Annotated in this window: 13 protein-coding genes; 2 read left to right on the top strand and 11 right to left on the bottom strand. The window is 53.1% G+C overall.

What is annotated here, in order from left to right:
* The first annotated feature begins 62 nt into the window (after positions 1-62).
* The gene (locus C2I18_RS19085; RefSeq protein ID WP_249897327.1) at positions 63-959 is read left to right on the top strand and encodes an AraC family transcriptional regulator; all 897 of its coding nucleotides are present in this window, start codon (positions 63-65) and stop codon (positions 957-959) included.
* A 75-nt stretch (positions 960-1,034) separates the two neighbouring features.
* Here the strand turns inward: C2I18_RS19085 and C2I18_RS19080 are convergent, their stop codons facing one another.
* Positions 1,035-2,747, bottom strand: coding sequence for an ABC transporter substrate-binding protein (locus C2I18_RS19080; RefSeq protein WP_249897326.1), 1,713 nt, complete (start codon positions 2,745-2,747; stop codon positions 1,035-1,037).
* A 154-nt stretch (positions 2,748-2,901) separates the two neighbouring features.
* Here C2I18_RS19080 and C2I18_RS19075 point away from each other — a divergent pair, with 154 nt between their 5' ends.
* The gene (locus C2I18_RS19075) at positions 2,902-3,762 is read left to right on the top strand and encodes a helix-turn-helix domain-containing protein (protein WP_249897325.1); all 861 of its coding nucleotides are present in this window, start codon (positions 2,902-2,904) and stop codon (positions 3,760-3,762) included.
* Between the two features lie 469 nt (positions 3,763-4,231).
* Here the strand turns inward: C2I18_RS19075 and C2I18_RS19070 are convergent, their stop codons facing one another.
* From C2I18_RS19070 to C2I18_RS19025, 10 genes are all read right to left on the bottom strand, one after another.
* Complete coding sequence (locus tag C2I18_RS19070) at positions 4,232-5,746, bottom strand: glycoside hydrolase family 43 protein (protein WP_249897324.1); 1,515 nt, start codon at positions 5,744-5,746, stop codon at positions 4,232-4,234.
* Positions 5,747-5,929: 183 nt separating this feature from the next.
* Entirely contained in the window at positions 5,930-8,683 is a 2,754-nt protein-coding gene (locus tag C2I18_RS19065; RefSeq protein WP_249897323.1) for a hypothetical protein, read from the bottom strand.
* A 30-nt stretch (positions 8,684-8,713) separates the two neighbouring features.
* Positions 8,714-9,559 carry a copper amine oxidase N-terminal domain-containing protein gene (locus C2I18_RS19060; RefSeq protein WP_249897322.1) on the bottom strand — a complete coding sequence of 282 codons (846 nt, stop codon included), beginning with the start codon at positions 9,557-9,559 and terminating at the stop codon, positions 8,714-8,716.
* A 40-nt stretch (positions 9,560-9,599) separates the two neighbouring features.
* Positions 9,600-11,465 (bottom strand): Mbeg1-like protein, encoded by a 1,866-nt coding sequence (locus C2I18_RS19055; protein WP_249897321.1) that lies wholly within the window; start codon positions 11,463-11,465, stop codon positions 9,600-9,602.
* Positions 11,465-12,298 carry a hypothetical protein gene (locus C2I18_RS19050; protein WP_249897320.1) on the bottom strand — a complete coding sequence of 278 codons (834 nt, stop codon included), beginning with the start codon at positions 12,296-12,298 and terminating at the stop codon, positions 11,465-11,467. The genes C2I18_RS19055 and C2I18_RS19050 overlap by 1 nt, the downstream gene beginning before the upstream one ends.
* A gap of 47 nt (positions 12,299-12,345) precedes the next feature.
* Positions 12,346-13,593, bottom strand: a complete 1,248-nt coding sequence (locus C2I18_RS19045; RefSeq protein WP_249897319.1) for a DUF2974 domain-containing protein — start codon at positions 13,591-13,593, stop codon at positions 12,346-12,348.
* Between the two features lie 108 nt (positions 13,594-13,701).
* Positions 13,702-14,001, bottom strand: a complete 300-nt coding sequence (locus C2I18_RS19040) for a WXG100 family type VII secretion target (RefSeq protein ID WP_249897318.1) — start codon at positions 13,999-14,001, stop codon at positions 13,702-13,704.
* Between the two features lie 58 nt (positions 14,002-14,059).
* A complete protein-coding gene (locus C2I18_RS19035) occupies positions 14,060-14,422 on the bottom strand; it encodes a WXG100 family type VII secretion target (protein ID WP_249897317.1) in 363 nt (120 codons plus the stop codon).
* Positions 14,423-14,444: 22 nt separating this feature from the next.
* A complete protein-coding gene (essC, locus tag C2I18_RS19030; protein WP_249897316.1) occupies positions 14,445-18,329 on the bottom strand; it encodes a type VII secretion protein EssC in 3,885 nt (1,294 codons plus the stop codon).
* Positions 18,319-19,158: a DUF5050 domain-containing protein gene (locus C2I18_RS19025; protein ID WP_249897315.1), complete on the bottom strand. Its 840-nt coding sequence runs from the start codon at positions 19,156-19,158 to the stop codon at positions 18,319-18,321. Before C2I18_RS19025 ends, essC begins: the two co-directional genes overlap by 11 nt.
* Positions 19,159-19,168: the final 10 nt, after the last annotated feature.

The following is a 19,168-nucleotide window of genomic DNA, read 5'->3' as shown; positions in this document are numbered from 1 at the left end:
ACGAAATGCGGGAAGTGATGGATTATATTAATATTCTGAATGCATCATGAGGAGGCTCTGCAATGATAGGCGGGAATATAAGGAAACCTGAAGGCTTCACCAAAGAGAAGCTGTACGTACTTCCGGATTACTGGGTAAAGGAGCTGGAGCAGGAAGGACTAACTTCTTCTTTGTACATTACGGATATCGGCTATTTCCCGAAGGCGGAATATCACTTCCGGGAACGCTCGGAGGGGAGCCCCGGGCATATTCTAATTTTTTGCGAGACTGGAGAGGGCTATGTAGAGCTTAATCAGGGGGAACGGATGGTGCTCCGTGAAGGGGATATGATTGTAATTCCTCCGGAGATAAGCCACCGGTACGGTGCCATGGCGGACAATCCCTGGAGCATTTACTGGTTTCATTTCAAAGGAGAGCACGCGGCACGGCTTGTCAGCATGTTCGGCCTCTCGTCAGCCCCGCTTGCGCTCTCTCCCAGCGGCATCGCCCGGTTCATCGAATGGTTTCACCCCGCCTACGAGCTGCTTGCCGAGCGTACCTATGCGCTGACCACCCATGTTCACGTGGCCCAGACCGCAAGACAGCTGCTCTCCGGCATCGGAATCAACAGCAATAAGTCCGCCCAGGAGAAAAAAAGGGAGAACTATCTGGAGCAGGCTATCCAATACATGAACCAGCACATGGGCGAATCCATCCGGCTTACGGAGCTTGCCAGGCATGTCGGGCTGTCCCGGCAGCATCTGATCCACTTGTTCAATCTGGAAACAGGAGTTCCTCCCATTGAGTATTTTCTGCGGCTGAAGATCCAGCGTGCCGGCCAGCTGCTGGACCTCACCGAGCTTAGCATCAAGGAAGTCAGCTCCGCCGTCGGGATCAGCGATCCCTATTATTTTTCCAGACTGTTCAAAAAAATGTCCGGCTTCTCCCCCTCCCGTTACCGGAGTATTCCGAAGGGGTAATGCTTCAGCAATAGCTTCATGTACAAACAAAAAGCCGCGGCTCTCCAGCTGGAGAATCACGGCCTATATTATTTGCTATTGAACATCCTTGCCGGTAAACAGCGCGACTCTGGCTTTAACCAGCTCGGTATATTCTGCTTCCATCTCCTCAGCGCCGGCCTTGTTCAGCTCCGCAATAAAGTCGTCATAGACCTTATCGAAGTTATCTTTGCTGGTGAGAATGGCTTCAGGAATCCGTTTCTGGATGATATCCTGTGTTTTTTGATAAATAACCTGGTAGCTTCCGTCCGTAGGAACTGGCATGTTGTACAGCGCGCCCCACTCTTTTACCGGGAACTCATCTTCCTGCGGGAACAGGTCCTTCCAGGTTTTTGCGTTGTACGCAGCCAAGGATTCCTTCTCTGCTTCCGAGTATTCGGCGAGGATCTGTTCCGGGAAGTTTGTTGTATAGTAATTGTCCGTGGAATCCTTCACACCGTCACCATAGCGGACGCCCAGAATGGAGTATAAGCCAATCCCGGTCTGCTTGGTAAAGTTCGCGTTATCATTGACCTTTTGATCGAGAATTTCAGCAGGGATGACGCGCTTGCCATTTTCCACATTGTATTGTTTGCCTTCAATGCCCCAGTTTCTCAGCACCTGGCCTTCTTCCGAGGACATCCAGTCCAGGAATTTGATTGCGCGGACCGGATCTTTGCAGGAAGTGCTGATGCTGATGCCGTACCCGTCTACTCCGACAGCCTGCATGGCATGATCCTTATACTCTTCAGACAGTGTAACCGGGAAGTGGGCATACGTATATTCGTCTTTGCCGGCAGTCTTCAGGGCATTCTCCGCATCCTGGTACTCCCATTCTACCGAAGTGAGTCCAAGTACGCGTCCGCTGGAGATTTTGGCTTTGTACTGGTCGTCCTTTTGCACAAAAGCATCCTTGTCGAGCAGACCTTCATTGTACATATGGTTCAGCCAGCGGAAATACTCCTTCTCTTCAGGCTTCTTGTAGTGAAGCTTGGTTTCATACGTTTCAGGGTCCACATAGTACTCGCCGTCATTGGCCCCGCCTGTAGTGATGTCTCCCTGGTTGGTTACTGTGATCATGCTCTTCCAGCCGTCAGCGTTTACGGTAAACGGGATTGTCGGCTGGCCGTCTGTCGTCGGATTCTTGGCATAATACTCTTTGAGCACATTTTCAAAATCCTTGACCGTTCTTACTTCCGGGTACCCCAGCTCTTTCAATACGCGGTGCTGAATTTGAAACCCGTTGGTCGCGTCAAATTTCTGTTCATCCACGCCCACATTGGTCGGAATGGAGTAAATCGCCTGGTTATCCAGACTGTACTTCATCCGGTTCATATTGTCGCCCATTACTTTTTTGATGTTAGGCGCGTGCTTATCAATCAGGTCAGTCAGGTCAATGAGCGCTTCCGCGTCCACCAGTTTGCCGATCTCTCCCTTGGCGAAAATGATATCAGGATAATCTCCGCTGGCCGCCATCATTGCAATTTTCTCCTGCCCGCCACCTCCGCCGACATCAAATTCTGCATTTAACGTAACCCCGGTTCTGGCCGTGATTTCTTTCCCCACATCATCCTGCATTTTGTTCCAGTTCGGACTCGCATCCGCCCCAAAAAACGTAAAGGTTATCGGTTCTGTATCGCTTCCGCTGTTTCCTTCCGTACTGTTACTATTAGCCGACGAGCTATCACCTGAGTTGCTGCAGCCTGCCGACACAAGCAGTAAGCCTGCCAGCAGCGCCACTCCCATTTTTTTTGGTAGTTTGTCCTTCATTTGGTTAGTCCCCCTTAAGATCTGGTCTGACAGACAATCTTTGTTGAATGCGGTTACAACCACATTTTACCCTTACGCCTGGCGCTATTCCTTGATTTTCAAGTCATAAAATAGCATTATATAGACATCATCCGGATCTTTAGGAGGGAATTTCTTGAGCAACATGTACTTGAGGTGGTTTACGACCGATGAAGCGTTCCCTTTCTTTATCCAGTACGGCGGCCATGATGAAGATATGGACCTCCATATGCATGCGGATTTCTCCGAGCTGGTCATTGTGCTGAACGGGCATGCCACGCATCTGGTCAACAACGAGGAGTCTTTTATCAAAAAAGGCAATGTGTTTGTCATCAACGGCGGTACGCCGCATGCCTATAAAGCCCCGTACGATTTCAAAATCTGCAATATTATGTACAAAGCCGATATGCTGAAGCTGGCCGGACCGGACCTGAGAAGCTTGAACGGGTATCAGGCGCTGTTTGTGCTGGAACCTTTTTACCGGAGTATTACGACTTATAAAGCCAAGCTGAACCTGCCGATCGCCAGCCTGGAGCATGTCGCTTCAGTAGTTGCCTCGATGATCAAGGAGTATGAGGGGAAACTGCAGGGCTATCAGACCTTGCTCGCTTCCAGGTTCATGGAGCTGGTGGTGTATCTGTCCAGGCACTATGAGGATCAGGAAAAAGGCGTCGATAACAGCCTTATGCACCTGGCGAACGCCATCTCCTACATCGAGGATCATTACCGCGAGCAGATTACGCTGGAGGAAATTGCAGCCAAATCGGATATTTCGGTCAGGCATTTGAACCGGATCTTCCGGGCCTATTATCAGACCACCCCGATGACCTATATTCAGCGCCTCCGACTGGAACAGGCCTGCACACTGCTCAAGGAGACCAGGCATTCGATAACGGAAATCTCCTACATGTGCGGATTCAATGACAGCAACTACCTTACCCGCCAATTCAAAAAAACCTACGGCCTGTCGCCAAAGGCTTTCCGGAATCAGAAATAGGTTGATACACTGGCTACAAAATCAGGCTTACCCATTGAGCCACTCCGAAGGGGAAGGCGTCCATTGTACTCGAAAAACCGAGTACATTGAGCCACTCCGGAGGGGAAGGCGTCCATTGTACTCGAAAAACCGAGTACATCGAGCCACTCCGAAGGGGAAGGCGTCCATTGTACTCAAAAAACCGAGTACATTGAGCCACTCCGGAGGGGAAGGCGTCCATGTACTCGAAAAACCGAGTACATTGAGCCACTCCGGAGGGGAAGGCGTCCATTGTACTCGAAAAACCGAGTACATTGAGCCACTCCGATGGGGAAGGCGTCCATTGTACTCGAAAAACCGAGTACATTGAGCCACTCCGGAGGGAAAGGCGTGGGGTGGTTTTTTATTTCGCGGGTTTCACGCATTCAACCATAAAAAAAGCAGCCGGCCCAAGCGGCCGGCTGCTCCCTCTTCCTTCTATTCCCTGAACTTACTCCGCAGGTTCATAATCAAACCAGTCAAAGGCTGCCGGAGCGCCCTGCCCCGTTTCCGAGACGGCATACATGGCAGCGAATACTCCCGTAAAACCGCCTGCGACCTCGGTACTCAGCAGATGCGTTTCGCCCCACCCCAGCTCTATTTCACCAGACTGTGCCGTGTGAATGGAGGCTGTAAATTTCTTCGGAAATGCCTGGATTTTCAGCACCACAGGTCCTTCGGGACATTCTGCAGTATGCTCCACGCTGAGCGAACCGACTGTTTTGCGGAACACGGCTACTCTTCGTCCTTCAAGGGTTGTCAGCCCCAAATCATAATGATGCCGCTCATTCATATAGACGGTCAGCCCTGCTTCATCGCCGCTGTTCAGCGGTTCATAGTCGATCTCCGTCTCTATCCGGCAGGCAAAATGGCTGAGCCGGCGGCCCACAAACGCAGGAGCGGTCTTCTCGTTACTAAGCGCAGCCTCATGTCCATGCAGCACCAGATTCCCCGGGCGCTCCAGCAGTGACCAGCTGCCTTCCGCCGGGTTTCTTAGAAAGGTCCAGTCCAGGCCAAGACGGGGCTCATCGAAATCATCCCTGACGTGACGCTCCGGCCAGGTGACCTGCGGCAGCTGCGGCGCCTCCATGAGCGGTTCAATATGCGTGTCATTTCCAATCACCGGCCAGCCGTCTGCTGTCCAGGTCACAGGCGCCAGGTAGACCTCACGCCCCAGATGATGGCCCTTTGGATAAGCGACAGGCCTTATGCCCAAGAATACCGCCCACCAGCTGCCGTCATGGGCTTCAATCAGATCGGCATGTCCTGTGGCCTGGATGCTGCTGTCCATGCTGCGGTTGGTGAGAATAGGATTATGCGGACATGATTCGTACGGGCCGTAGGGCTGGCTGCTCCGGGCGATGGTCTCCATATGCCCGTATTCCGTTCCGCCTTCGGCAATCATCAGATAATAGTGTCCGTTAATCTTGTACAAATGCGGGGCTTCCGGATGTGCGCCTCCTGTTCCTCTCCAGATGTATCTGCTCTCTGTCAGCATCTCCCCGGTTTCGATATCAATTTCGCACTGGTAGATGCAGTGTCCTTCCTCTCCGGTACGTGAAGACTGAAAGTATACGCGGCCGTCATCATCAAATAACAGGGAGGGGTCAATGCCATCCTGCTTAACGAAAATAGGGTCCGACCACGGCCCTTCCGGATGCTGTGTTTTCACATAAAAGTTGCCGTTACCGCTTACATTCGTAGTGACCATATAGAACCAGCCGTCATGATAACGGATAGTCGGTGCAAAAATGCCGCCCGAGCTCCAGGCGTTGCCCAGCGGCAGCTGTTCAGGCGTTGTCAGGCAATGGCCGATCTGCTGCCAATGGACGAGGTCCTTACTGTGAAATACGGGGACTCCCGGGAAATATTCAAAAGTACTTGTCACAAGATAATAGTCGTCACCTACCCGGCAGATGCTGGGGTCCGGATGAAAACCGGGTATTACGGGATTGGTATACTGCATCAAGGGTGCACTCCTGTCCATAATCGTTTTGCTTCCATGGACTCTATTGTAGCGGTAACGGCTGCAGCAAACCTTGACTTTCAAGTCACCTGATTAGCATGATCTGGACATTGATACACTAAAGACAGCCTGCATCAACGGGAGTCCGCTTTTACAGGCTGTCTTCAAAATGAAACAGTATAATTAGTTATTCAAATCGTCATACATGGAGCCTTTGACACTTACCCGGATTTCATCCAGCGGCTTGACTCCTACCAGCTTGCCAAGTGTACGGTAGGCATTTGTGCTGGAAGACAGCTCAACATCCGCGATCCAGGCTTTCACATAATAATTGCCGTCAGGCATGCGGGCATCTGTGTAAATCGGGGTGTTTCCCGGGTTCACAGCGATGCTGACAGTGGTTTTCTCCGTAATTTTATACATACGCTGACCGTCTTTAACGAACTCCCGGTACTTGAACACATCGCTGCTTCCCTTGGTACTGGACTGTGAATATCCTTCCAGGATATTTTTCCAGAAGATATGCGTCGCGTCCGGATTATTCTGATCCTGGGAGTGGTAGATTTCCTCCACGTCCTTGGAATAGCGGGAGCTGTCTGTAGACCGGTCCTCCACCGAGAGGAGCGGAAGCGCATTGACGCCTTTGGCATTCTTTACACTCAAAGCGGCTGGCTTGCGGATAATGGTATTACCCGTCCGTGCAAGCGGCTCGTTCAGGAGATTAACCGAGACCTTATTGTTGTTGATATAGATCAGGTCACTTTCATAACGGAACGAGTCGATGACGGCATTCACCAGATCTTTATGATCCTTTGTATCATCACCCGTAGGCTTGTACGTGACCGTTTCCAGTGTAAAGTTATATACGCCTGCAGGGTTGAAGTAATACCCCGACTTGACTGGATAATCGAACTGCTGAAGCTCGCGGTCCGTAGCGAATACAGCCCTGTCATAGTCCGCTTTGTTGTTGGTCATTCTTCTGGCCGCTTCCCTGCCCTGGCTGTAGGCATTCGCCATCGTCTGTCCGGTCTCCCAGGCCAGATTGCCGATACCCTGCTGTGTAAAGGTCCGCTCATACTGGCCGTTTACAGGGGTCCAGTTACTAAGTTTGCCCGCCTCATCCGCATACGCCATCCAGCGGATGGTGTTGATTTTGTAGGGCTCCGTGGTCCAGAGCAGTCTCTTGCTCAAGGAATTAGCGGCATTATTTTCAATTTTATCCGAGTATTCCTGAGCAGGGACATCTTTACGCCCGTTGTAAACCTTAACGTTAGCAGTTATGGAATCCTGCCCCGGACTGAACGGAGCGGTGGTGCTGCCCTGCTCTTCACGGGTCTCGCATTCTCTTTCAGTTTTACCGTCCGCACCGGTCACCGTTTTGCAGGTCTCATACGTGCGGATATAGCTCCTGTTCACCTCTCCGTTAAAGCTGACAGTTCCTGTCTTCGAGAGCGGCGTGTAGGCATTGCCCGGGTTGAGCCAAGCTCCGCCCAGCGGATTGTCCCCGAAATCTGTCCGCTGCAGCTTTGCAGCGATAACCGGTTTGCGGGTAACGGTGGTTGCGGCATCGTTCACTGCCGGATTATTATTCACCTGGAAATTCCGGAGCAGACCGGGAGTACCGTTAATAACATTCAGTGCACCCGTGGCATTTCTATTCCAACGTGAACTTCCCGGAAGACTCAATACAGCATTGATTGCCTGTCCATTTGCCAGAGGGAAGGAAATCGTTCTCGACAGTACATTATAATCCAATTCGAATTTCCGCTTGGCCGCAGGCAGAGGCTGCACGAGCTTCAGCGTAGAACTGGCTGTATTGTTGGTATAGATCACTTCTTCCGGTGACTTGCCGTAGTTCACCTGCAGCTTCACGCTGACGCTGGTTTCCGGCATGATGAAGGAGGCGTACAGCATGCGTTCGCTGTTGCCCGGAACCGTAATCGGACCTGAGCGTTTAGGTTCATGCCCTTTAAAGTTGGCCTGTACGGATTTGCCGCTGCCGTCTTTGATCTCCCAGTTAAAGTCTGTTGTCCGGTCACCGTCGAATGTAGAGTTAATCCGGACGCCGACGGTTACAGAATCCCCGGCTACCGCTCCGGAAGGGAAGTTCTCAAAGACAGCGGACAGATCGTCCGCCTGCAGGACGAACGGGGCAATCGGTATCCCGAGGTAGGTCAGGTTTCCGTCAGGATGATCGATATAGATCCGGCCCGAGCCCCAGGACAGGAAGGTTGGCGGCTGGATGATCTGGACATAATCCACCCATTTTCCGCCCTTGGAAGGGGTGGCGTTGAAATCATATACAACACGGTCTTTGTATCCGGCATTCATATTATTGTACATGAACTGGCTGTATTTCTTGCCGCCGTATTCCAGGTTAAGCCCCGTCAGGATCGCCTGCTCGAAGTTGCCGTTTGAGCTTGCGAGGTACTTGTTCGAGGGATCGGAATACCGGTTGAACAGATTGTTTTTGACCCCGGTCCGCGGATCCTCCCATGGCGATTTTACCATATCGAAATCCTGAATCTTGCTGCCGCTCCAGCCCGCATACCATGGGACCCCTTTGGCCGATACAGAATCCCCTCTCAGATTATATCCCGAGAACGGGTACATGTTATTTTTGTGAATCAGCCGCTCTCCGTGGCTCGATCCGTACACCATGTCAAAGGTGTAATCCTTGGAGTCTATGGACTTCTGGAGCAGATCCTCCCGGAGATTCCCCTTGGAAGTAGCCGGCGGGTAGTAGTCAAACTTTCCGTAAAATTCTTTCATATCTCTATTAATGTATATCCGTGCTTCCGCCGGCGTCTGCGGAAAATCATCCGGGGTGCCGGCCGTGACCGCATTTACCGGAACGAACAGATCGGACAGCAGCATCCCTGCTGCCGCCAACGGTAGTACGAACCGTAGGGTACCTTTAATCAGCTTGCTTTTCACGATCGTCCTCATTCCCCTTATCCATGTGTTTTATCTTGGCGCAATGTTAATCGCTACATCGTCATATTCCTGGGAACCGACGACAATCGTGTATTTCTCGGCAGTGAATGTTTTATCAGGCAGAATATCGCTTCGTTTCGTTTTGGTCCGGGCATAATTCATCACGGCATCGACTACACTGCCTTCAACTTTCTGACGCAAAATGCTTTCCGCATCCTTTGCACCCTGTACAGGGTCAGAACCGGTGTCACCGAACACAATCGTTAGCTGGAAAAGATACTGTCCGGACACCCAGTCTTCATTCTCGTAGACGGTCATCCCGGACTTAGTGATGTATACAGGGTCCAGGCTCGGCCCCTTCTTCGCATAATTCACCTTGAAGCCGTGGACGTCAGCCGTCTGTGCCCCTGTGGATGGCGCAGCAGGCGCTGATCCGCTTCCTCCGGTCGTGATGTAAACCGTTTTTACGGAATCATCCCAATTGACATTGAGACCCAGACCTTCGTATAGAAAACGCAGCGGCACAAAAGTTCTGGACTGCTTGAAGACTGCAGCGGTATCCATCTGCTTCGTTTTTCCGTCCACGGTGTAGCTGGTTTTGCCGATAAAGACGACCATCGTCTTGCCGTTCAGGATAATCGTTGCCTTTTTAGCGGGACCGTCCCAAAGTACCTTTGCTCCCAGTGCTTCTGTAACAAAACGTACCGGGAGCTGGACACGCTGCTGGGCATCAATATAAGGCTGGGCGTCAGGAAAATTAACCTTTTGTCCATCTACCACGACTCTAAGCGGCAGGCTGGCGGCCGTCGCCTGGAATGAGGAAGAAAACAGGGCAATAATCAAAAAAACAGCAAACAGGCTGGATAAACGTTTCATAATATTGGGCCTCCTTTAATTTGGATACAAGATAAATAGATTAACTGCGGGCCATCGCGGCCAGTCTGGCCTCGGTGCTGCGGTACGTATTCACGGAATACTTCACCGCCTCCGACTGCTGCTTCAGCGTCTCCGACACACGGCGCTCTTTGGCTCTGACTTCATCGCAGACCCTCTGCAGCTCTCTCAGCTGAGAGCGCACATAGCTTTCCGGATACGCGCCGGATACGCTGGAGTAGACATCGGATGCGACATTCAGAATACGGGATACCGCTTCCGAGATTTGCTCTTCCTTCTGTTTCAGGGTGCGGTGCAGCGCTTCAATCCGGCTTAGACTGGCCTTAATTTGAGCGGTTCGTGCCGCGCTTGCGGCCGAGACCGCAAATTTGGCCACCGTCTTGATCTTTGACTTGATCTCACCGATCAGCTTGTCCTTAAACGAACGGACACCGGATACAATTTCATCCTTTTTGCGGGTGATTGCTGACTTGACGGAGTTAAAAATATCGCCCAGCTTTTTGACTGCCTGGTCCTTCATTTTGATGAAACGTTCCTTCTGGGCTTCTACGAATTTGATCGTATCTGCTACAAAGCGGTTGAAGCCGTCCTTCAGATCCTTGAAGAACTGCGTTACAGCACTTTTCACCTGCTGCGTAAACTGCGCGACCTTGCTCCCGATCAGCTTGGCGGCATCCACAGCCTGGAATACGAGATTGGTAATGTACTCGACAGCTTCGTCAAAGAACGTCTCCACCATCTCCGCAATGTTGGCAATGCCTTCCTTGATCCATGGGATTACCTTATCAATGATGAACCCGATAACGTACAGCGCCACAACTACTTTTAATGCGCCAACAAGTATCGTAATCGGACCGGCTATGAAGATGGCAGCCACCGCCGCAGCGGCAAAAAGAATATGCTGAATCTCAATGTCGCCGTCCCAGATTTTGAACACCTCCCGGACCAGCGCTTCTTTGAGGAAGTTCGGCACTACCTCCAGGCCGACCGTAACATGATGCACAATGTTCGGAATGACGGCCCGCATCTGGGATTCCGACCGGTGAAAGGTGGACTCGTCATCCTGAACAAATGAGAACAGGGAATGATGGGAGAACCCCGTTACCTCTTCAGATTTAGTGTCAATATAAATTCCATCAGAAGGATTCGTGAAGAGTGCCGGGACCAGATCATGCTTGTTGCGGAATTCCCTGATCTGCCCCTTCTCGTTCATCTCGTCAATCTGGCTCTGATATTTATCCAGCAAGGCTTTGTTGAAGCCAGGCGCGTTGAAGGTGCTTGCGCTGACAAGCCTGCTCCGCTGCTCATCGGTAAGTACAAAAGAAGAATAAAGCGTCAGATTTCCGCCGAGAGAATGGCCGGTAAGATACAAGTCATCGTTACTCCCTTGCCCGAAGCGCCTCATGTATTCCCTTGCATCCTGCTGCTGGACCGATTCAAGTTCATAGGCCGTCGTGCCGTTATTTTTCCAGTCATTCCGGAAATAGGGATCATCAATGGGCTCACTGCCGCGGAACGCCGCAACTTTTGCCCCATTTTTCGTATCTACGGTAAAGGCTACGAACCCTGACTCATTCTGCTTGTTCTTAGATACGACATTCGAGATTTCCCAATCCTGATACTTGGCGGTATCCATCGATTTAAGCATATCAACCCACTGTTCGGATTCTTTGCTGCCGTTCAGCGTGTTTGGATACCGTGCCTCCAGTTCTTTGAGACCTTCACCTGTCGTGTAATAATCAATGACCTGCTCGACGGTGATTTTTTTGCCCTGACGCATGTAAATCTGCTGGATCTTCGTATTGACGCCCTCGCTGTCAACAATGTCAAGATACACCAGCTGTGAAATTTTTTTAAGTTCAACTTCGGTGAGCTGGTTATCTCCCATCAGGACTCACCTCTTTGCTCCAGGCTTTCCAGCCTTTTTTCCTTCCAGTTATCAAAACTTTCTTCGATCTCGCTGCGGGACTCCTCAATCTTCCCTTCCAAGCTCAACGAGAATCCGGCCATCGTCAAAATATTCAGTTTGCCCTGTTCCTCCTCCTCATCGCTGAAATATTTATCAACAGAGTCATCCGACGCTTTGGCAAGGTCCAGACGTCCGTAAGCGTCATTGGTAAGATACGTCCATGTCACCATGCTGCTGACATACTGCTGGTCAGCCAGCTTCTGTCCAAACTCCAGATATTTGCCGGCTTCTCCCTGCTGGTCCATAGTGCCTTCTCCGTCGATATAGTCATCACCCTTTAAGTAGATAGAAATCAGTTGGGTGTTCATCGGATAACGTTTCAGAAACTCCGTGTATGACATTGATGTATCATTATCTTCGGGATAAGTCAGTCTTGTATCATTTGCAATCACAACCTCTGCGTCCGGCCAGTAGGCTCTCGCAAGCTCCTGAATTTTCGGCTCCTCGTTACGGGCAACACGCTGGTTCAGATACTTGTCGTATATTTTGCTGAAATCCTTCATAATCTCCACCGGCACTTTCAGTGTCGGATCATCCTTGGGGTGCACAATTGCCTTCAGCGTATTATTGTTCATCGTCCCCCAGCTGCCGCCAATCCCGTTAAGTACAAATTCCTCGCCATATTTCGCCTGCATGGATTTCAAAATCTCATCTGCCGCCCGTTCATCCCGCGGTTTACCGCAGCCAAACAGGCTGAGCAGTGTTAAAAACGCCATAGGAATCAGCACCGCCTTTCTCATCAAATTGTTCAAGCACGCCCACTCTCCTAACGTCATGTCCAAATTAGCCTTCACAGACCCTAGTCTTTAATATCGAAATGCATTTCCGGCCACACAAATGCTGTGCTTAGCGACAGCTCCATCAGACCGTCCAGCTCAGAGGCCATTTGCCGGGACAGCTGTTCCAGACGGTCGGTCATTGGTCCGGTAAGGCTGTCCAGCAGTTCGTCCAGCTGATCCGCCAGCCGGCTTTCCTCCGGCCCGTACAGGATCAGCACACACAGGAAAGCTTCCGTGATGCGGTACAGCTCTTCGAGCAGTGCGGACGCACTCAGCATCGCGGCTTCGCTCTTCTCCGCGAACACTGCCGAAAGTTCTTCCTGCCCCAGCTTTCGCGCTTGTCCGGTCATCTCCGTCTTCCATTTCCGCCAGACCGTCCCCGCATGACGGTCATACTGTGCGGTAATTTCCGCCAGTGCATCCCGGATGCCGCTTGGCTCGATCCGTTCACTCAGCGGCAGCACCGCATGGATCAGCTCGCTAGCTCCGCTGTCCTCCAGACCGGCTGCCCGGAGAAAGACCGCTGCAACCTCATCAATTCTGCCGCCCTCTTCGAACAGAATGCTAAGCTTCGAAAGAAGTCCGAAGGCTTCGCCAGGTTCACCTGTAACAATACTTCCGCCGGCGCCGGTTACATATCTATGCCGGTCGGCCTGACTGAGCAGCTCTACAGCGGTGTCACCGCCCGCAGGACCGGCAAACTGCAGCTTTTCGCTATGGCTGCCGAGCGTTGAAATCAGACTATTATATGCAAGGATGTTGGTAATCCTTGACTGGCCGGAGCCCTGCGCCTCCGGTAATTGCCCGATGCCCGGTGCGTCAAAGACCACGCCCTGAATGTCTTCGGCAAATCCCGCTGCATACAGCGCCAGAGCGCCGCCCAGGCCAAAGCCGGTGACGAAGCAGTCTCTGCTGCCATGATTCGCGCGCAAAAACTGGGCTGCCTGCTTCATCAGCGGGTTCTCTCCGGAGAGCAGCGTCTTCAGATGCTCCTGCAGAGCATCCGGTTTATATGCAAAGATAATCCATCTATCATCATTTTCGTTAGTAAAGGCATAGCCTGCCGCATCCGGCGCAATCCAGCGGGCTGCAAGCTTCAGCTCAAGCAGCAGGCTGTCTGCCGGTATTTCCTGTGTTAAGCTATGAGGCTCTCCTGCGCCGCTGCAATCCTGGAGCATTCCGCGGATCGTTGAGCCTGTCTGCACGACACCTTGATCAGTATCCGCGAGCGAGGCCAGTACCAGATATTCCTTATCGGTCAACTTCACGTTTCGTTCCCTCCAGATCCTATGTACAGAATCCTGTTAATATAAAGCATGGCAGGGCAGCAAGACCGGAGCATCCGGCCTGCTTGCCATGCCTGACAGAGATGTCTATTATCTTCCGCGCAGCTTGCTGGCCATCTCCTGCTCAGCCTGCTGTTTGATGTTAGCGATTTGAGTAAGGTTCTTGCTGATATTCTCTACACAAGTTACCATCTCTTTGAAGCTAGGCATAAGTCCGTCGAACTGTTGCACAAAGGCGGTCTGGGACTCACCTTGCCACCAGCCGCTTACGGAATGAATTTCCTTTTGCAGCTGATTGATCAGGGTCTGGGCGTTGTTGGCTTTACTGTTGATCGACTTAGCAACGCTCAGGGCCTGATCCGGACTAAAAGTTAAATTGTTACCTGCCATTTTATTCACCTCCCTTCAAGTGCATGACATATTCAGGGTAACCCGGGATGAAGAACTGTTAACGGCTGTTTCTTGCCCGTTCCTGCTGCTGCCTTTCCCTTTCCCTGCGTTCACGCTCTTTCTCGGCAGCAAGCCTCTCTGCCTGCCGCCGCTTTTCGGCGCGTTCCTGCTCAGCCCGCTGCACCTCGGAAGCGACCCGCTGTACGCCGCTCTCCAGCTGCTTCAGACTGCGCAGCAGTGCTTTCATCTCGCTGTCCAGTGTCTGGTACTGGCTCTGCAGCGATTTGGATGCCGTGCCTGACCAGTATTCACCGGCCAGATGGTACTGGACCTGCACTTCTCTTGAAATCCGCTGCACATCTCCGGTCAGACCGTTGATGCGTGCGGCGTCTCTTCTGATTTCGGATGGGCTGGTCGACATGCTCTCACCTCTGCTACAGAATTTAACTTACGAGCTGCGGGCTTGCAGCTGATTTCTTCAGAACGGCACAGCGCAGTCCGGTGTATTTGTTCTTAAGAATCAGGTAACCGTCTCCCTGCTGCATGTTCCGTTCCTGTGAACCGTAAGGATAGGATACCGAATACAGATTCTGTTCCTTGATCCGTCCCAGAAGAATCCCGGTCTGCTCCTCACGGATAACCTTGCCGAGGCTGTCCCAATTGGAAGCCAGATCAGCCGTATTATCTGCGGCGATGACCGAAATCTTGAGGTTCCGCTCCTGCCGGATGATCCGTTCAAGCAGCTCATGCAGTGCGAACATATCATTTCCGGTGAATTCGCTCACCTTGTCGATGACGAACACGATAGGGTTCCAGCCGGCAGCCAGCCGCGCCGGATCGCCTCCGGACATCCGGCAGGCCAGCAGCTCGGAGCGCCGCGCTTCCAGCTTCTCCTTGAACTCTTCCACGAACTCGAACATGTCCTCCACGCCGGACAGATCCTTCACATAAGGCCGGTTCATCAGTTCATAAAGGCCCATCCCCGAAGAATCCAGCGCATACACTTCAAGATCCTTCTGCCTCTCACCAAGCAGCGTAATCCAGGAGACCAGCAGCGTACTCTTGCCGGACATCGCATCTCCGGCAACCATAAGGACCGGAGTCGACTGCAGGTCGATAAAGACAGGCTGCAGATCGTTGCTGGAAAGCCCAATGGCCAATCTGCCTTCTTCCTCAGCCAGGGCGGCCAGATCGATTGCCGCCGGCATAACCGGAATCGGCACCGCCCGGGCTCCGCCGCTCTGACTCAGCCGCTCGATAATCGCTTCGCTGCGCAGCTCCCTGTACTCAGGCAGCGCAGTCTGAAACTCCAGCGGAGGCTTGCCGCGCACCAGTCCCCGGCCGGCCGCTTTCCCCGGCTCCAGCCCTTCGGTCCGGCCGACAATTCCGTCGTATTCGCTTTTCTCGGTCATTTGCAGGCTGGCAGCCATTTTGAAATTGACCGAGAATTTATAACGGACCAGCGCACTGTTCGTCGCCGTTGCTATGAGATAAATGCCGTATTTGAATCCTTCACGGGCCAGTACAACCATCTGGGTGTCAATGTCTTCATAGGTCTCCGACAGCGCGAAGTAATTGTCGATCATCAGCAGAACCGCAGGCAGCTGCCGTCCGCTCTTGCGGTAGTCTGCGAAGCCTTCGCTGCCTGCCTCCTCGAACAGCTCTCTGCGCTCCTCCATGATCCGGAACACGAACCGCATGAACTGGTCGATCTTCTCTTCCTGCTCAAGCGTCATGACACCGCCGACATGCGGCAGGCGTTCCAGCGACTTCAGTGAGCTGCCGCCAAAATCCATGATGTAAATATGAACATCCTCCGGGGAGTACAGCAGCGCAGATGAGAGACATATCGTCCGCAGCAGGACGGTTTTGCCTGTGCCCGGAGCGCCGTAGATGAACAGATTGCCTTCTCCGGCAAAATCAAACTCCAGCGCCTCCTGCTTCTGTCCTCTGGGATCATCCAGCAGACCCGCGGGGATGCTGAGCAGCGCTTCACGCTTCGGCCAAATGCCTTCACTGTAACCGCCGGTAAAGATATCCTCCAGATATACGGTTTCGGGAAGCGGCGGAAGCCACGGTCCTTTGACCGGTTCAATGCCGAAGCGCTCCGCAGTCAGGGTAATATGCTCCACCATCGCCTGCAGCTGGGAAGGCATCTCATGACGGGCAATCTTCTCTTCCTCTTGCGGGTAAATCTGCTCGCTCCGCCCGGTAACAGACAATTTGTAAATACGCTTTGTCTGGTTCTCCAGCTTCTGCAGCTCGCCTTTGGGATCGTAATCTGCTCCCGAGAAGGCGGACTGGAACAGCTCAAAGATCTCGTCGTTCCCCACCTGGATATACGCACGCCCCGGCTCCTTGATCATCGCCGCATCCGGGCGTTTGATGACATCCCGGCTGTCTGCTTCATCCTGCACCTTGAGGCAGATTTTGAATTTGGAGTTACTCCAGATCTGGTCGTCCACGACCCCGGCCGGCTTCTGGGTGGCCAGGATCAGATGGACGCCAAGACTCCGTCCGACCCGTGCTGTACTGACCAGCTCCTTCATGAAGTCCGGCTGATCCTGCTTCAGCTCGGCGAATTCATCGGCAATCATGATCAGGTGGGGAATGGCCGGCATGCCCTGACGGTCCGGCCGGCTGTAATACAGCTTCTGATATTTATCGATGCTGTTAACACCGTGCTCCGAGAAGACACGCTGTCTGCGCATCAGCTCACTTTTGATCGAGAGCAGTGCCCGGGTGGTCTGATTGCCGTCCAGGTTCGTGATGGTTCCGACCAGATGGGGCATTCCCTTGAAGGCATCCGCCATGCCGCCCCCCTTGTAATCAATCAGCACAAAAGCGATATCATGCGGATGGTAGTGTACAGCCTGGGAGACGATGATGCTCTGCAGCAGCTCACTTTTACCTGATCCCGTCGTTCCGGCTACCAGTCCGTGGGGACCGTACCCGGTCTCGTGCATATCGAGATACAGCGGTTCCCCGCCTGCACGTGAACCAATCGGTACGCTCATGCCCATATACGTCTTGTTCCGGGTCCAGTTCAGCAGCACATCCGTATCGGTAACCTTCTCTGCTTCCAGCATCTCCATCAAGGAGATGGAAGTTGGAAGCGCGAAGCCGCCATTCCCCTGCTTGATGCGCAGCGGAGCCAGCTTTCTGGCGGCGAGCTCCAAATCTTTGAGATCTGCCCGGTCCGGTGTGAATGCCGTTTTCTCTCCGGTAGTCCGGTTAGCCGTCTCTCCGTTATTGCCCTGGAGGGAAATAACCGTTTTGCAGTTCATCGGCAGATAGGCGGCATTGGGAGCGACAAACACCGCGGATACGCCCAGCTTGGCATTGCCGTTATACAGATACTTGCTGATCAGCTCATTCTCCAGCAGAGAGGCGTCCTCAACCACGAACAGATAATGCGGCAGCGCACCACCGCCTGTCGTGCGCATTTCCCGGTCCTTGAACACGCTGTTCATCTCGGAGAGCACCTGATGGGCCAGTGCTCTGCCGCACAGCAGGAAACGGACGTTCATGCTGTCATCCCACAGATGCGGGAGGAACTTCAGCCAGCTCCAGCGTTCAAATCCGGCATCATCCGTCAGAACCACGATGCGGACATCATCGTAGCCCTGATGGGTTACGACCTGAAGCAGCATCGATTTCAGCATCTCTGCGGTCTTTGCAGCATCTCCGGCAAGACCGACAATTTCCTGCTCCAGCAGATTGACGGTGATCGGCACACCTGACACCTTGGTGTAGTCCATCGCCAGCCGCTGCGGTTCCATCAGCAGCGGATCGCTTTCCATGACGATGGCCTGCTTCGTGTACCGGATCTCCATCGCCAGCGGAGCACTGCCGAGACCGAGTCGTACCGTCAGAAAATCGTTATGGACCGGTGTCTTCTCCCACAGCCGGTTGTCTGTTTCCATGATCCTGCGGACACATTGCTCCGGCTCGGGGAACATCTCGTTCATCGCGGCCGTCTGCTGCTCTCTCGCTACCGACAGCTCACTGCGTGTATCTGCGATGAACTGGAGATATTTACTCTCACGCTCCCGCTTCTTCAGCTTATACTTGCGGATCTGCGTCACGGCTCCGCCCAGTGATCCGATCAGCGTCATCACGGTTGTTGCCACCGAGATCAGCAGGAAAAGCGACTGGGAGGTCATGGCGATCAGGACGGTAATGACCAGCATGACAATCGGCGGGAGCAGAATACCATACCAGGAAATTTCAGGTTTCTCCTGAAGCATCGGCGGATTCGGCACTTCTACCTCACCGCGCGGAATATCCGGCAGGAACCTCGGCTGCCTGCTGAATTCAGTGTTCATTGTTCATTCCTCCCGGCAGCGGAAGCTTCTCCGCTTCGCCGCCCGCCAGCGGCAGCCGGTACCATTCCCGGCTGTGGCTGAAGTAGATTTCGCCGTCCAGTACGTGCAGATAATCGGCGCTCTCTCCGCTGATGCGGATACTGCTCCCCGTCCGGGGATCGACGCGGTACAGGCTGCTGCCGTTGCGCCGGTTGGCGCAGTACAGATAACGTCCGTCCGTATTGACCGAAGACGCTGCGATGCCTTCCACAACAGACGATTCCCCGCTGCCAAGATCAAGCAGCGTAAGCTCCAGATCCCTGCTGCGGTCGGCGTAAGCCAGCCGGCCGCCTATCCGGATCATCCTTCCTGCAGATCCTGGGGTAAGGGTCTCCGCCTTCCGCCCGTTCGCTCCGGTCATCCGGATACCCTGGCTGCAGGCGTATATTACGGTTTCGTCCTCCAGCAGGAGAAAGCCGGCCACCTTCTCTTCAGTCAGCCGGCGGTCATGCCGGCCTTCAGCAGTGCAGCAATGCAGGCTGCCGTCCTGTTCGTCCATATAATAGACCCTCTCTCCGCGGAGAACCGGCTGTCCGCAAGGCTTGTCAAGCACCAGCTTGTCTTCCCGCAGGGCCGGCGCGGACAGGAACAGCCGGTTGCCCCTGCGCTGGTCGCTGTACAGAATCCCCTGTTCCCCGGTGTTCATGAACCACATCAGGCTGTCTGTAAAGATGTCGAAGCTGGTATCGTTATGTATGAGATAAGTGCCGGAGTATCCCTTGATGTCGGTGACGAGCAGCGAATCCCCGTTCCGGTGGATCAGGCCTCCGCTTTGCAGATTTCCGTTCATGGTATCACTC

Origin of the sequence: Paenibacillus sp. PK3_47 (assembly GCF_023520895.1) — a bacterium.
Taxonomy (GTDB): Bacteria; Bacillota; Bacilli; order Paenibacillales; family Paenibacillaceae; genus Paenibacillus_AQ.
This window is presented reverse-complemented; position numbering and strand designations above follow the sequence as displayed.